The organism is Sphingomonas panacisoli, assembly GCF_007859635.1.
GTDB lineage: Bacteria > Pseudomonadota > Alphaproteobacteria > Sphingomonadales > Sphingomonadaceae > Sphingomonas > Sphingomonas panacisoli.
Genome location: NZ_CP042306.1, coordinates 2,929,123 through 2,944,375, shown reverse-complemented (window position 1 = coordinate 2,944,375; position 15,253 = coordinate 2,929,123). Strand labels below are relative to the sequence as shown.

General features: G+C 65.7%; 15 protein-coding genes. 6 read left to right on the top strand and 9 right to left on the bottom strand.

All coding sequences use genetic code 11. The features are described from left to right. Positions 1–272: 272 nt before the first annotated feature. Entirely contained in the window at positions 273–1,163 is an 891-nt protein-coding gene (locus FPZ24_RS14640; RefSeq protein WP_146573198.1) for a LysR substrate-binding domain-containing protein, read from the top strand. Positions 1,164–1,237: 74 nt separating this feature from the next. Next, positions 1,238–1,405 carry a Flp family type IVb pilin gene (locus tag FPZ24_RS14635; protein ID WP_146573196.1) on the top strand — a complete coding sequence of 56 codons (168 nt, stop codon included), beginning with the start codon at positions 1,238–1,240 and terminating at the stop codon, positions 1,403–1,405. Between the two features lie 69 nt (positions 1,406–1,474). Here FPZ24_RS14635 and FPZ24_RS14630 read toward each other — a convergent pair whose 3' ends face one another. Continuing rightward, positions 1,475–1,933: a peptidylprolyl isomerase gene (locus tag FPZ24_RS14630; RefSeq protein ID WP_146573194.1), complete on the bottom strand. Its 459-nt coding sequence runs from the start codon at positions 1,931–1,933 to the stop codon at positions 1,475–1,477. A 128-nt stretch (positions 1,934–2,061) separates the two neighbouring features. Here FPZ24_RS14630 and mgtE point away from each other — a divergent pair, with 128 nt between their 5' ends. Together mgtE and FPZ24_RS14620 are read left to right on the top strand one after the other, a co-directional pair. Beyond that, positions 2,062–3,480 (top strand): magnesium transporter, encoded by a 1,419-nt coding sequence (mgtE, locus tag FPZ24_RS14625; protein ID WP_146573192.1) that lies wholly within the window; start codon positions 2,062–2,064, stop codon positions 3,478–3,480. Between the two features lie 14 nt (positions 3,481–3,494). Beyond that, positions 3,495–3,899 (top strand): DUF1489 family protein, encoded by a 405-nt coding sequence (locus FPZ24_RS14620; RefSeq protein WP_146573190.1) that lies wholly within the window; start codon positions 3,495–3,497, stop codon positions 3,897–3,899. On the opposite strand, the gene FPZ24_RS14615 is transcribed toward FPZ24_RS14620, so the two are convergent. From FPZ24_RS14615 to FPZ24_RS14580, 8 genes are all read right to left on the bottom strand, one after another. Beyond that, positions 3,896–4,606, bottom strand: a complete 711-nt coding sequence (locus FPZ24_RS14615) for a GIN domain-containing protein (RefSeq protein WP_146573188.1) — start codon at positions 4,604–4,606, stop codon at positions 3,896–3,898. The genes FPZ24_RS14620 and FPZ24_RS14615 overlap by 4 nt on opposite strands. Positions 4,607–4,667: 61 nt before the next feature. Continuing rightward, entirely contained in the window at positions 4,668–5,390 is a 723-nt protein-coding gene (locus FPZ24_RS14610; protein ID WP_146573186.1) for a head GIN domain-containing protein, read from the bottom strand. Positions 5,391–5,580: 190 nt separating this feature from the next. After that, positions 5,581–6,333, bottom strand: coding sequence for a head GIN domain-containing protein (locus tag FPZ24_RS14605; RefSeq protein WP_146573184.1), 753 nt, complete (start codon positions 6,331–6,333; stop codon positions 5,581–5,583). Between the two features lie 136 nt (positions 6,334–6,469). After that, the gene (locus FPZ24_RS14600; RefSeq protein WP_146573182.1) at positions 6,470–7,003 is read right to left on the bottom strand and encodes a CarD family transcriptional regulator; all 534 of its coding nucleotides are present in this window, start codon (positions 7,001–7,003) and stop codon (positions 6,470–6,472) included. Positions 7,004–7,267: 264 nt separating this feature from the next. Then, positions 7,268–9,298, bottom strand: a complete 2,031-nt coding sequence (locus FPZ24_RS14595) for a M13 family metallopeptidase (RefSeq protein WP_146573180.1) — start codon at positions 9,296–9,298, stop codon at positions 7,268–7,270. Between the two features lie 164 nt (positions 9,299–9,462). After that, positions 9,463–9,804, bottom strand: coding sequence for a ferredoxin FdxA (gene fdxA / locus FPZ24_RS14590; protein WP_146573178.1), 342 nt, complete (start codon positions 9,802–9,804; stop codon positions 9,463–9,465). A gap of 88 nt (positions 9,805–9,892) precedes the next feature. Continuing rightward, positions 9,893–10,165, bottom strand: a complete 273-nt coding sequence (locus tag FPZ24_RS14585; protein WP_146573176.1) for an RNA-binding S4 domain-containing protein — start codon at positions 10,163–10,165, stop codon at positions 9,893–9,895. Further along, positions 10,158–12,758, bottom strand: coding sequence for a helicase-related protein (locus FPZ24_RS14580; protein WP_146573174.1), 2,601 nt, complete (start codon positions 12,756–12,758; stop codon positions 10,158–10,160). Before FPZ24_RS14580 ends, FPZ24_RS14585 begins: the two co-directional genes overlap by 8 nt. A 92-nt stretch (positions 12,759–12,850) precedes the next feature. Here FPZ24_RS14580 and FPZ24_RS14575 point away from each other — a divergent pair, with 92 nt between their 5' ends. After that, on the top strand, positions 12,851–13,606 hold the full coding sequence (locus FPZ24_RS14575; protein ID WP_146573172.1) for a hypothetical protein: 756 nt from the start codon (positions 12,851–12,853) through the stop codon (positions 13,604–13,606). 142 nt (positions 13,607–13,748) lie between these two features. Next, positions 13,749–15,236, top strand: coding sequence for a M23 family metallopeptidase (locus FPZ24_RS14570; protein ID WP_146573170.1), 1,488 nt, complete (start codon positions 13,749–13,751; stop codon positions 15,234–15,236). Positions 15,237–15,253 lie beyond the last annotated feature (17 nt).

The window sequence follows — 15,253 nt, the reverse complement described above, 5'->3', positions numbered from 1 at the left end:
GATGTGCGAGGGGGCGGATTGTCGCCGCGCGCGAATCGCGGACAAAAAAGGCCGGACCCAAGGGCCCGGCCGGAATAAGTTTTTAGGAGAGGATGCCTGAAAGGCCTGCTCTATGTGCAGCGCAGCATGAATTTGTGCAATTGCGAAATGAAACCGGTTGCATGCATGAAACGCAATCGCAGACTGGATTTCCTACGAGGACAAATGGTAGCGATGCCAAGACCGGAATGTGCCGCAACGCACAACCGTGAGGATGACGTAAGGGAAAGTGGATGCGCCGGCTGCCGCCATTGACCGCGATCGAAGCGTTCGTTCAGGTCGCCCGCACCGGGTCGGTCAAGGCGGCTGCGCAGGAACTTTCTTTGTCCGCCCCCGCGCTCAGCCGGCGAATCCAGGCGCTCGAGGCATTTCTCGGCAAGCCATTGTTCGAACGGCGGCACCAAGCGGTTGCGCTGAACGAGGACGGCGAGCGGTTACTGCAACAGATCGCGCCGGTGCTCGATCGGCTGACCGACGCGGTCGAGTTCATGACGAGTGGCACCGAAGTCATGCGGTTGCGGCTCGGCGTCCTGCCGCTATTCGCGTCGCAGCGCATTTTCCCGCATCTCGCCGAGTTGCGCGCCAAACACCCGCAGCTTCACCTCGATATCGATACGGCGGGACACAACATGGCGCGGGTCGGCGACGGGCTCGACGTCGCGATCGCGCTGGCGCGGGAGCCCGATCCCAGCCTGTATGCCAAACGGCTCGACCGCAATCAGGTCTATGCGATCGGTGCGCGGTCGCTGCTCGACGGGCCGGATCCGATCACCAACCCCGACCAGATGAGCGGCCTCACCGCACTGATCCACCGCGACATGCCCGACACGTTCAGCGCGTGGCGCCACGCGGCCGGGCTCGACGAGATCGAACCGCTGGCGATCGATCATTTCGATTCGGGCGCGTTGATGCTCGAAGCGGCGGCGCAGGGACTTGGTGTCGCCTTCATGCACGCAAGTCATTTCGACGAAGCGCACGATCCGCGACTAGTAAAACTGTTCGATATCAAAGTAGATAGCCCGTACAGCTATTGGTTTGTCTGCCGTCCCCGCGCGATGCAGCAAAAACCGGTTAAATTGTTTCACGACTGGCTCGTGGAAACACTGATCGAAGTTAAGGCATAAGTTTTGACCTTTTAACCGGATATTAAGCGTCTTCCTACTACTAAAGTCGAATACTTTGGGATTGGGGGACCATTATGATCAATCTTTTCAAGCGTTTGCGCGAAACGCGCGCCGCGACCGCGATCGAATACGGCCTGATCGCCGCACTGATCGCCGTCGCTGCGATCGCCGCGATGCAGGGCCTGGGCAACAAGTTGAAAACGACCTTCGGCAACGTGTCGTCGAACATGAAGGCGAGCTGAGCCTTTCCTCCAAACGAAAAGGGCTGCGTCGGCATCCCGACGCGGCCCTTTTTGTGTCCGGAAACGCGCTTACTCGGCGCGTGCCTTGACGATCTTGCCCGGCTCGCGCGGTGGCTCGCCCTTGGGCAGTGCGTCGATCAGCTCCATGCCCGATTCGACCTGACCCCAGACAGTGTACTGACCGTCGAGGAAGCGCGCATCGTCGAAGCAGATGAAGAACTGGCTGTTCGCCGAATTCGGATCGTTGGTCCGCGCCATCGACGCGGTGCCGCGGACGTGCGGCTCGTTGCTGAATTCCTGCGGGATGTTGGGCTTGCTCGACCCGCCGGTGCCGTTGTGATTCCCGCCGTCGCCGCCCTGCGCCATGAAGCCGGGGATCACGCGGTGGAACGGGACGCCGTCGTAAAAGCCTTCATTCGCCAGTTCGGCGATTTGCGCGACGTGCTGCGGCGCGAGGTCGGGGCGCAGCGCGATCACGACGTCGCCGCCGTCGAGCGTCAGAGTCAGTTTCTCGGGAGAGTCGGCCATGTTTCTTGCTCCGTGAAATAAATGCGTTGAGTGGCCCGTAGCGGCCTCGTTCGGTGCTGGCAAACCGCGGAAAATGGGGCTAACGGCCGCCGATATGGATATCCCGACGCCCGAACCAAGGTCTGACGATGAGCGAGACCGATCTGGCGCCCGTGGACGGTGCTACCGAACTCGATAACGTCGCGGATCAGCTGGACGAGGACGACCGGCTGAAACCTGAATTCGTGTCCGCCGTGCTCGACGCGGTGGAGGCGAACGATCCCGACGCGGCGCGTGCGCTGGTCGAGCCGCTTCACCCCGCCGACATCGCCGATCTGTTCGAGCTGACCCCGCACGAAGATCGCGGGCCGCTCGCGCAGGCGCTGACCGATCTGCTCGACGCCGACGTGTTCGCCGAGATGAACGATTATGTCCGCGAGGACCTGATCGACGCGCTCGAGCCGCAACAGGTCGCCGACATCGCCGCCGAACTCGAGACCGACGACGCCGTCGCGATCATCGAGGACATGGAGCCGGAGGACCAGCAAGAGGTCCTGAAAGCGATGGAGCCCGACGATCGCGCCGCGATCGAGGAGGCGCTCTCTTACCCGGAAGAATCCGCCGGCCGCTTGATGCAGCGCGACCTGGTCGCGGTGCCCGAACATTGGACCGTCGGCGACGCGATCGACTATCTGCGCGGCCATGACGAACTGACCACAGACTTCTGGGAAATCTTCGTCGTCGATCCCGGCCACAAGCCGGTCGGCACCTGCGCGCTGTCGTGGATCCTGCGCACCCCGCGCAACGTCGCGATGGCCGACGTGATGAAGCGCGAACAGACGTTGATCCCGGTCGACATGGACCAGGAAGAAGTCGCGCTGCGCTTCCAGAAATATGCGCTGATCTCCGCCGCCGTAGTCGATGCCGCGGGGCGGCTGGTCGGGATGATCACGGTCGACGACATCGTCCACATCATCCAGCAGGAAGCGGGCGAGGACATCACCCGGCTGTCGGGCGCGGGCGACGGCGACATCAACGAGCCGATCGGGCTGACCGTGCGCACGCGCGTGATGTGGCTGGTCATCAACCTTGGCGGCACGATGCTGTCGGCGTCGATCGTCGGGCTGTTTCAGGGCGAGATCGGGCGGTACGCCATCCTGGCGGCGCTGATGCCGATCGTGTCGGCGCTGGGCGGCAATGCGGGGACGCAGACGCTGGCGGTAGTGGTGCGCGCGATCGCGACCAATCAGCTGACCAGTTCGAACACGTTCTGGATGCTGATGCGCGAATTCCGCATTGCCTTGTGCAACGGGCTCGCGCTCGGGATCAGCGGGGGGCTCGGCAGCTGGTTGCTGCTCGGTGATCCGCGGCTGTCGATCGTGTTCGCGGCCTCGATGCTGTTCAACAGCATCGTCGCCGGGCTGATCGGCGTGCTGACGCCGGTCGCGCTGGACAAGGCGAATATCGACCCGGCGGTGTCGTCGGCGGTGTTCGTGACGACGATGACCGACATCATGGGGTTCTTCTCGTTCCTCGGCCTCGCCACCTTGTGGGGATTGGGTAGCTGACCCACATCGGCGCGATGCCGCTTCATCTCACCAAGGTTGCGTTCGGGGTCGCGAGCCTCGATCAGTTCGTCGCGCGGTGGGCGGCGCGCGAGGGCGAGCCGCCGTACGAACTCGGCACGCGGTACTTGCCCAAGCGGTCGGAGGAGATTGCGGGGCAGGGGTCGCTCTACTGGATCCTCAAGCACCAACTCGTCGCACGGTCGCCGATCGTCGGATTCGGCGAGCTGGAGGGCGGGCGCGTGTCGATCCGGCTCGATCCGCGGCTCGTGCTGGTCCAGGCGCGGCCCAAGCGCGCGCATCAAGGCTGGCGGTATCTAGAGGGTGCCGATGCCCCGGTCGATCTCGGCGCGGGCAGCGAAGGCGTCGGCGCGCTGCCGCCCGATCTGGTCGGACGGCTGGCGGATTTGGCGCTGATCTAGGGCGTAGCGTCCGGCCCGCACAGAATCGGGCCGCCGGCCTGCGCGTTCGTCGTGCACTTCGCGCCGCCGGTGACGACGATCCGGCCGAGCCCGGTCGACGTCAGGTCGGCGGTGAAGCGCGCGGTGGCCTGCGTCTCGCCCGGCCCGTCCAACCGTACGACCAAGTCGCTGACGACCAGCGGGATCGCCATGATCGTTCCCGGCCCGTTGGTCAGCATCCGCGCGCGGCCGCTCCTGCCCGCCAGCGCGACGGTGCCGGTGCCGATGATCGTGACCGACAGTTCGTCGCTATCGACTCCCTGCGCGTCGATCGATCCGGCGCCGTTGATCTGGAAATCGAGTTTCTGGCTGCGCAGCTTGCCGGTCGCGACCAGCTTGCCGCCGCCGACCACCGCTGCGGTCCGCAGGTTCGACGTGACCAAGGTAATGACCGGAGCAGGGCCGCCGATCTTGCCGCGTTCGCCCCAGCCGCCGGTTCCTTTGCGGATGACCAGGGTCGTGCCCTGCACGTCGATGTCCAGGTTTCCGATCACCTCGGCGTCGCCGCTCGCCTTGGCCGACGCGCCGGCGTTGCCGACGGTCAGCCGCACGTCGAACGGCCCTTCGACGCGGATACGGTCGAAGCTGGTGATCGTGAAGGTGCGATCGGCGGCGCTGGCGGGGAGCGCCAGTGCGCTCAGCGCGAGAGCGGAGATGTAGCGGATCATGGCCCGAGCATCGCACCGCCGGGGCGGGGCGTGCAAGCGCTATCCGCGGTTGGCGTCCGCCTCAGCTACAGGTGATATCGCCCGATCCCATCTTGCTGCTGGTGCACTTGGCGCCGCCGGTCAGCGTCACGTCGCCCGATCCCATCACATCGACCTTGGCCGGGCCGTTGACCGCCGCCGTCACGCCGCCCGATCCCATGACGCTGACCTCGGCCTGGGTCAGCGTCAGCTTCGGCGCGTCGATATCGCCCGATCCCTGGATCGAGAAGCTGCCCGTCTTCGCGCTGCCGCTAGTGCTGACACTGCCCGATCCGGTCAGCGAGAAGTCCGCGCGCTGGACGTTCATCGACGCGATCGCCAGGTCGCCCGACCCGGTGGCATCGACCTTGAACGTGTCGCCTTCGACATGATCGATCGCCATGTCGCCCGACCCGGTCGTGCTGGCGGCGGTGATGCGCGGCATCGTGACGTAGATCTTCAAGTGGCCGCGCTCGCTGCTGCCCCAGCTGAATCCGGAATTCGATTTGCGGCGGATTTCCAGCGTGTCGCCGTTCTTGACGATCTCCAGCCGCTGCATGATCCCGGTATCGCCCTCGGCGCGGATCGAGAAGCCCGACCCGACGCGGACGTCGACATCGTCCGGCCCGGTCGAATCGACCGCGCTGAACCCGCTGATCGCGAACGTCTTGCTACCGTTGACGCCGCTGGCGGCAGCCGTCTTCGCGTCGCCGCTGCCCGAACAGGCGGCAAGCGGGGCGAGAGCGAGCAAGGCGAGGGTGCGCATGGGAAATCTCCGTTGTGTATTGCTACGATAATACACCAGATCGGCTTTGGCAACGCCGTTTAGTCCAGGTCGCAACAATCATCCAATGCCAGACGCCGGACTGACATAACGTTGCATTCCCCGCTACGTTTCGCAGCGGGGGCAATTTGGATGCAAATGGGGGCGGCCCCTCAGGACCACCCGGCGCGATTCACGACCCGCAGCGTACCTGTGCCTTGCCCATCCGAGTCACGTTACACTGCGCACCGCCGCCCAGATCGACCGTCCCGCTGCCCACGACCGAGACGTGCGCCGGGCCGTTGACCGTCGCGCGGATGTCGCCCGATCCCGCGGACGAGATATTCGCGCTGGCCGCGCGCAACCCGGCGGCCTGCACGTTGCCCGACCCGCCCATGCTGATCTTCAGGCTGTTCGCCGACCCTGCCGCGGTGATGTTGCCCGATCCGCCCAGCGCAATCTCCGCACGATCGACCTGCAGGCCCCCCAACGTCATGCTGCCCGATCCGCCGAGCGCGGCGTCGAACGTGCCGCCTTGCACGCGATCGACCGTCATCCGGCCAGCGCCGCTCAGCGCGACGCCGGACAGCCGGGGAAGGGTCACGACGAAGTGGATTTGGCGTTCGAGGTCACGCTCGCTCTCGCGCTCGTCGTCCCGACCCTGGTAGCGCCGCCCGATCTGCAGCGATCCGTTCTCGCGCGCGACGCGCAAATTGGCGAACGCGGCGGCTGGCCCCGTGGCGCGCACCGACCAGGTGGGGCCGACGCGCACTTCGATCTCGCCGGCGAGGCCGAACCCGACCTTGTCGAAATCGGCGACGCGATAGGCGGTGGCGTCGCCTTGGCGTTCGCCAGGGAGGCCGGGGCCACGATCGCGATCATAGGTGTCCGACGCGATCGCCGCGGTCGCGATTAACGACAATCCAAGCAGGGGTATCAGGCGCATCGACTCTCTCCCATCGGTGTAATGGTGAGGCAATACGCTTGGCGATTACGGATGTAAACCGATATCGACTAGGCTTGTAAACGAAAAGGGGCGGCCCTGCAGGACCGCCCCTTTGTCGTGTTAGTGAGTAAATAGGTCAGGCTGGGACCTTGTCCTTGTTCCAGATCGCCGCGGCCTTGCGCAGGATCTCGAGGATCTTCTCCAGCGCGCCCTTCTCGTCGGTCTCTTCCATCGCGCCCAGTTCGCGGGCGAGGCGGCTGGCGGCCGCTTCGAAGATCTGGCGTTCGGAATAGCTCTGCTCGGGCTGGTCGTCGGCGCGGAACAGGTCGCGGACCACTTCGGCGATCGACACCAGGTCGCCCGAATTGATCTTCGCTTCATATTCCTGCGCGCGGCGCGACCACATGGTGCGCTTGACCTTGGGCTTGCCCTTCAGCGTCTCCATCGCTTCCTTCATCGTCTTGTCCGACGAAAGCTTGCGCATGCCGACGCTCTCGGCCTTGTTGGTCGGCACACGGAGCGTCATGCGCTCCTTTTCGAACCGGAGCACATAGAGCTCCAGCTGCATGCCGGCGATTTCCTGCTTCAGAAGTTCAACCACACGGCCGACGCCGTGCTTGGGGTATACAACGTAATCACCGACGTCGAAGGACAGCGCCTTGGCAGCCATGTAACTTCAACCTTTCCATTGGGAATTGCCCTAAATACCGCAGCGGCGCCTGTCACCGGGCGCCGAACGTGGGCTGTTATGATGCGTGTGTCTCCACACGAGAGACTCAAGAAGGGGCTCTCGTCACCGCCTATTTAACAGAGTCGTAATAAAATTACCACCCTTGCGTTGCGAAATAGGACCGGAATGTTTCCCAATCTGGGTAGGGCCGAGGTCATTAGCAGCGCTAATCACCGTCTCGCGGCCCTACCACCGTCGCGCAAGCTACCAGACGTGCACGCGCTCCTCGGGCTTCAGATACAGCTTGTCCCCCGGCTTCACGTTGAACGCGGCGTACCAGGCGTCCATGTTCCGCACGATCCCGTTGACGCGATATTCCTCGGGGCTGTGCGGGTTGGACAGCAATTGCGCGCGCAATGCGCCTTCGCGGGCCTTGCCCTGCCAGCTCTGCGCATAGGCGATGAAAAAGCGCTGGTCGCCGGTATAGCCGTCGATCACCGGCGGCTCGCCGTGCCGTTCGACATATTTGCGGTATGCGGCATAGGCCGCTTCCAGCCCGCCGAGATCGCCCAGATTCTCGCCGAGCGTCAGCTCGCCCTTGATCTTTACGCCGGGGATGGGTTCGTAGCCGTTGAACTGATCGACCAGCCGCTGCGCATGCGTCTTGTAGCGGTCGGCCGATTCCTTGGTCCACCAGTCACGCAACTTGCCCGTCGCGTCATACTGGCGCCCCTCATCGTCAAAGCCGTGGCCCATTTCGTGGCCGATCGTCGCGCCCGTCTCGCCGTAATTGACCGCGGGATCGGCGGCGGGATCGAAGAAGGGCGGCTGGAGAATCGCGGCGGGGAAAGTCACCTGGTTGGTCAGCGGATTATAGTATGCGTTCACTTCCTGGACGTTCATGTCCCACAGCGCGCGGTCGATCGGCTTGCCGAGCCGCGACAGTTCGAGCTTCCAGCCGAAATCGTCCGCCGCCATCGCGTTGGCGAGCGGATCGGCCGACACCGTCATCGCCGAATAATCGACATACTTCACCGGGCGGCCGATGCGCGGGTCGAACGCGGCGAGCTTGACCAGCGCTTCCTTGCGGGTGGCCGCGTCCATCCATGCCGCGCCTTCGATCTTTTCCTTGTACGCGGCACGCAGGTCGCCGAGCAGCTCGGTCATCTGCTTCTGGGTTTCGGCGGTCCAATGTTTCTGCGCGTACATCTCGCCGACGGCGTCGCCGAGATTGTCGTTGAGCAACCGCACGCCGCGTTTCCACCGCTCCGACTGCACCTGCACGCCTTGCAAGGTACGCCCGTAAAAATCGAAATGCGCGTCGTCGAACGCCTTGGGCAGGAACTGCGCATGGTCGCTGATGAAGCGGAACGTCATCCAATCCTGCCACACCGACAGCGGCGTGTCGGCGATCGCCTTGCCCGCATCGGCCACCGCGCTCGGTTCGGCGACGACGACGGTCGGCATCTTGCCGAGCCCGATCTTCGTCAAAACCGGCGTCCATTCGAACTGGGGTGCGAGCGTGGCCAGCTGCGCACGGCTCATCGGATTGTAGGTCTTGACCGGATCGCGCCGCGCCTCGGGCGTCCACTGGCTCTTGGCGAGCCGCGTTTCGAGCGCGATGATCGCATCGGCGCGCGTGGCTTGCGCTGCGGGGTCGGACACCCCGGCGAGCCCGATGATCTTCATGATATAGTCGCGATAGGCCTTGCGGAACGCGACGTATTTGGCGTCGGGCAGCAGGTAGTAATCGCGCGAGCCAAGCCCGAGCCGCGCCTGACCGGCATCGACCGTATATTGGCTCGGGTTCTTCGGGTCGGCGCTGATCCCGATGTTGATCGGCGCGGCATAGCCGGGCTCGGCCATCAGCGCGACCAATTCGCTGGTGGTCTTGAGGTTGAAGATCCGGGTCAGATACGGGCGCATCACGGCGTTGCCGCGCGCCTCGATCCCCGCTTCGTCCATATACGCCCGGTAGAAATCGGTGACTCGGCGCATCTTCGGATCGGCCGGGCTCGCGCCGGCATCCTCGACCAGCTTGCGGACCTCTATCTCGGTCTCGTCGGGCATGTCGTAATTATAGCCGGCGCGCGACTTGTCGGCCGCGATCGGCGCGTCCTTGAGCCAGGTACCCTCGGCATAGCGGAAGAAGTCGTCGCCGGGCTTCACCGTTTTGTCCATCGTCGCGTAATCGACGCCCCACGACCCGTATTTGGGCTTGGGCGCGGTCGATTGGGCGAGCGCGATGCCCGAAATGCCTAGAAGGAAAAGAGCCGCAACCCGCTTGATCGCCATGTACCAATACTCCGCCCGAAAGGATGTCGGGCGGTGTGTTGTCAGACTAGGGCGCGTTGGGGAAGCGGGATTTTGCCGCCCCGCGTCATCCCAGCGAACGCTGGGATCTTAGGCGACGCGGCGATATCGCTTGATCCCCCAGCTTGCGCTGGGGTGACGGCTTGTCAGTCGCCCTGGCCGGGTTCCGCAGAGAAATACTTGTCGTACTTCCCTTCTTCGCCCTTGTGCTCGTCGGCGTCGGCGGGCGTCTGGTCGTTCTTGCGCGTGACGTTGGGCCAGGTCGCGCTGAACGTGTTGTTGAGCTCCAGCCACTTTTCGAGGCCGCTCTCGGTGTCGGGCAGGATCGCCTCGGCCGGGCATTCGGGCTCGCACACGCCGCAATCGATGCACTCGCTGGGGTTGATGACCAGCATGTTGTCGCCTTCGTAGAAGCAATCGACCGGGCACACCTCGACGCAATCCATATACTTGCAGCGGATGCAGGCATCGGTGACGACGTAGGTCATTTCGGGCTCCCCAACGGTGCGAATTGAGGGCCGTGCTATGCCCGCGATTCGCTGAGGTCAATCGATCCGGGCTTGATGCGAGACGTTCTTAGTTTCCCGGCGTCAGGTCCTGAAAGCACGCGCTGGCCTCGGTCGGCGGGCCACGGCGGACGGGGAGCGCCTCGATGCGGATCGTGCGGACCTCTCCCCGATGCGTGGCGAATGTCAGGATGTTGCCGATCCGGACCGGCGCGGCGGCGCGGTCGATCGGGCGGCCGTCGATGCGCAGATGGCCCTGTTCCGCCATCGCCTGCGCGAAGCTGCGCGTCTTCACGATCCGCGCGAACCACAGGAATTTGTCGAGGCGCATACTGTCAGCCATCGAGCATCCCGGCGAGCGCGGCGAAGGCGTTGTCCTTGCGTGGAGCGGTCGGCTTGGCGTTGGGGGTCAGGCCATGCCACAGCCATTGCGGACGCCCCTCGGCATCGGGCCGTGCGGTGCGGAAACCGAGCTGCGCCATCAGCCGCGCGAGCGTGTCGGGGTGCAGCCCGATCGAGGTCGCGAGCGCCGGGTCGAGCAGGAAAGGCGCGCGGCCGGTCTTCGACTGTTTGAGCCGCGCATCGTGCGCCGCGCGGGCGATGCGTTCGGCGAGATCGACGCGCACCGCCTGCGTCCCGAGCGGGCGGAAGCCGTGCGGCAAGTCGGCGCCGGGAGCACCCTTCGACAGCACCGTCGCGCCCTCGCGCGGCCCGTCGCCGAGCCGCATCAGCATGCGTCGCCACTGCGCGGCCTGCGGCTTGAGCTGCGCCGGCGCGAACAAGTCGAGCGTGCCGATCGTCACGCCGATCTTCGCCAGCCGCTTGCGTGCGGGCGGATCGAGCGCCTCGATCTGCCGCCCGATCGCGCGGCGGGGGAGGAGACCACCCGCCTCGAGCAATGCACCGGCGACCGCGCGGAGCGGTCCGCCGGCCGCGGCGTCGCGCAGGATCGCGTCGAGCTGGACGATCACCGGAAGGTGCCGCGCGATCTGCCCCGCCAGCCATGCATCGAGCCGGGCCTGTACCGGCTTGCGTACTGCCGGATCGAGCGCCGCGACGGCGCGATCGAGGACGACGCGCGGCTGCGCGAGGTTGGGCCCGGCAGCGATATGCGCGACAGGAAAGCCACCCCACACCACCGCCGCTGTTCCCCGGCGAAGGCCGGGGTCCAGCCCATCAGCAACAGCGTGCGGCAGCGCGCTCCCGCGCGCGCTGTTTGCCGGACTGGACCCCGGCCTTCGCCGGGGAACAGCGGAGGAATTATCCAGGGCGAATTGGGAATCATCGGCCCCCGCCAATTCCCCCGCCCGCCGCGCCAGTTCCGCGCCCAGCCGTTTCTCCGCCGCTGCCAGCAACAGCCGTTTATCCGTCGCCCGCGCATCGGCCGCCACCGTGAACGTGAACCCTGCCAGCGTCCCGATCGGATGGTCCTCGACCAGCACTTCGCCTTCCTCGCCGATCACGACGGGCAAGGCGCCGGCATCCTTGCCGATCTGGCGCATCAGCACGGTCGTCCGCTTATCGACGAAGCGTTGCGTGAGACTCGTGTGGAGCGCATCGGACAGCCGTTCCTCGACTTCGCCCGTGCGCCCCGCCCAGTGCGCCGGGTCGGCCAGCCAGTCGTTGCGGTGCGCGATATAGGCCCAGGTACGGATTGCGGCGATGCGGCCGGCGATCGTTTCGACATCGCCGGTGACATCGTCGAGCCGCGCGACCTCGCTCGCAAACCATTGCGCCGGGATGCGCCCGTCGCCTTCGCTCAGATGCTGGAATACGCGGCTGACCAATCGCGTGTGCGGATCGGCACCGAGCTTGCGGAAATCCGGCACGCCGCACGCTGCCCATAGCCGCGCGACCAAAGCCGAGGAGCGGGTGCGGTCGCGCACCCAATCCTCCTCGGCCAACCGCTTGAGCACGCCGAGGTCGGTCGCCGGCGGCGCCGCGCGCAGGGCAGGGTGGGCGGGCCGCGTTTCCAGGCTCGCGATCAGCGCTTCGATCGAATCCAGATCGGGCTCGCCCTCGCGCCAGTACAGGAAATCGAGCGACGGGAAGCGATGCTCCTCGATCGCGAACACTTCCTCGGGGGTGAACGCGCCCGGTCCTTCCGCCGACAGCGCGCCGAACGTCCCGTCGCGCTGGTGCCGGCCCGCGCGACCGGCGATCTGCGCCATCTCGCTCACCGTCAGGCGACGCTGACGTTGGCCGTCGAACTTGGACAGGCTGGCGAACGCGACGTGGCTGACGTCCATGTTCAGTCCCATGCCGATCGCGTCGGTCGCGACGAGATAATCGACCTCGCCTGCCTGGAACATTGCGACCTGGGCGTTGCGCGTGCGGGGGGAAAGCGCGCCCATCACTACCGCCGCGCCGCCGCGCAGCCGCCGGATCATCTCCGCGACGGCATAAACTTCCTCGGCGCTGAACGCGACGATCGCGGATCTTTTGGGCAGCCGCGACAGTTTCTTCGCGCCGGCATAGCTGAGCGTCGAGAAACGCGGCCGGTTGACGATCTCCGCCTCGGGCACCAGCGCCTTGATCATCGGCTTGAGCGTTTCGGAGCCGAGAATCATCGTCTCCGCGCGGCCACGCGCCCGCAATAGCCGGTCGGTGAAGACGTGCCCGCGCTCCGGATCGGCGCCGAGCTGCGCCTCGTCGAGCGCCAGGAAGCTGACCTCCTTGTCGGTCGGCATGCTTTCCGCCGTGCACAGGAACCAGCGTGCATTAGGCGGGACGATCCGCTCCTCGCCGGTGATCAGCGCGACGCGGTCCTTGCCCTTGATCGCGACCACCCGGTCATAGACTTCGCGCGCCAGCAACCGCAGCGGAAACCCGATCATCCCGCTCGAATGCCCGCACATCCGCTCGATCGCGAGGTGCGTCTTGCCGGTGTTGGTGGGGCCGAGCACCGCGGTGACCGGGTTACTGTACGCGCTCATAACTCGCGACAACATCGGCGCGGACGGCGCCGGGTGCAAGCGCTCTTGGCGGCGTGATCAAAGTACGGGATAGTCGGGGCGGGGGATCAGGCATGCCGCGCTCGCTCATGCGCCGATATTATTTTCCGGTGGCCAGCCTATCGCTGGTGGCGCTGACGCTGATCGCCTTCTCCGACAACCTCTTCACCGACGTCGACCAGCCGAGCAACCGCGACCCCAAGTTCATCGTCCACGGGCTGCTGTGCGGCGCGTGGATGATCGTCCTGTTCGTGCAGACGACGCTCATCGCGGCGGGCAACGTCCGTCTGCACCGCACCGTCGGCATCGCCGCCATCGCGATTGCGGTCGGCGTCACGCTCAGTACGATCTGGGTGTTCGTGGCCGTATGGGACGGCTGGGCGACGATGAGCCCGGAGGTCAAGGGCAACCGCCTGTTGCTCCCCAGCTACTCGGTCGCCGTCGCGCTCGGTTATCTCCAGCGGCGGCGACCAGACCGGCACAAGCGCTTCGTCTATGCCGGCACGTTGTTCATGCTCGAGCCGGTACTCGCGCGAGTCTACGATCCACTCGTCGTCCCCTTGCTGCGCGGGATGTCGACGGCGCAAGTCGATGCGCTGTTTCTGCCGTGGATGTTCGCCGTGTGGCTGGCCTTCTTCGCGTCGTGGCTCGCCTACGACTGGCTGACGATCCGCCGCTTCCACGCGATCACGATCGGCGCGTTGCTATGGTTCGGCCTGATGTGGGCCATCGCGTTCGGCACGCCGGGTCCCGCCTGGAACACCAGCGCACCCCCGCCGACGAAAATGACCGCGGATTCACAGGTCGTTAAACCGTTCCGGGCCACATAGTTCACCTGTCCCTCGCGCTGCACGGCTCGCCGCAGGGAGGCGCGCATTCGGCTGCCTTTAAATTGACTTTAACCACCCGTCCCCACAGTGTTTTGGCCTGCGCCGGGGGGTCGGCGATACGTTTTTCGGGGACGGTTTCGTCGTGTTCTTGCGCAATGATCATTTCGACCAGGCGGGCGGCAGCGCCGCGCGTTCGTCGGAACTGATGCTGGTGCCTGAACCGACGCGGCTCGAACGCCTCCGTCATGCCATCGAGGAAATCGACTGGACGCCCGATCTGGGCGCGCGGATCGGATCGCGCGACTGGTTCCGCGGCGCCGCGACCTGCACCGCCTTGCTGTGCGCAGCCTGGGCGCTGTCGCCCGGTTTCGCGCGGCCGATCGTCGGCGAGACACCGGGCGCGCTGAAGGGTCAGGCGTGGGACAATGCCCGCGCGCAAGCCATCGCGCCGCTCGCCTGGGGTGCCGATACTGGCCAGCGCATCGCCGCCAACGACCTCGTCCGTCCGCTCGGCGAAACGCCCGACCGGCCGCATCTGCCTTTCTCCTCGGCCTTGAGTGAGGGCGACAGTCTTGCCGCACTGCTGCGTCGCGCCGGTATCGCCAAGGCCGACGTCGCGGCGGTCACCGATCTGGTTGCCGGCACGATGTCGCTCGACGACATCCGTCCCGGTACGCGGATCGAGGGCGTCCAAGGCCCGCGCGCCAAGAAAACCGATCCGCGCCCGATCGAAAGCCTCAGCTTCCAGCCCGCATTCGATTTCCGCCTGACCATCACGCGCACCGCCAACGGCCTGTCGATGCAGCGCCAGGCGATATCGATCGACGACACGCCGCTACGCATTCAGGGTCTGGCGGGCGCCAGCCTCTACAAGTCGCTTCGCGCCGCGGGCGTGCCGAGCACAGCCGCCGCCGACTATCTAAAGGCGATCGCGACCCGCATCTCGGTCGGGAGCGAAGTGACGGCGGGCGATCCGTTCGACATCATCCTCAAGCAACGCCGCGCCGCGACCGGCGAGGTCGAAATCGGCAGCATCCTGTTCGCCGGTCTCGACATGGGCAACCGCAAGGTTCAGCTCGTCAAATGGGCGGGCCAGGACAGCGACGACACGGACGGCGGCAGTTGGTACGACGCCAACGGGCAGACCCGGATGAACGGGTTCATGGGATTGCCGGTGAATGGCCGCGTCAGCTCCTCGTTCGGTATGCGGATGCACCCGATCCTGGGCTATGTCCGCATGCACAAGGGCATGGACATCGCCTGTCCTTATGGCTCGCCGGTCTATGCGGTGATCGACGGCACCGTGAATTGGGCCGGGGGCCGCGCCGGCTACGGCAATTTCATCGGCATTCAGGGGCCGGGCGGCGTCGGCACGGGCTATGGCCATTTGAGCCGCGTTCTCGTGCGCTCGGGCCAGCGCGTGTCGCGCGGCGAGTTGGTCGGTTATTCGGGCAATTCGGGCCTGTCGACCGGTCCGCATCTCCATTTCGAAACCTATCGCTACGGCGCGACGGTCAACCCGCGCGGCTTCTCCTTCTCGTCGATGGCCGCGCTGAGCGGTAGCGCGCTGCGCGCCTTCAAGGCGGTGTATGCAGAGCTGATGGCGGTCAAGCCGGGGACGACGCGGTAACGTCCGTTATTGGGTGG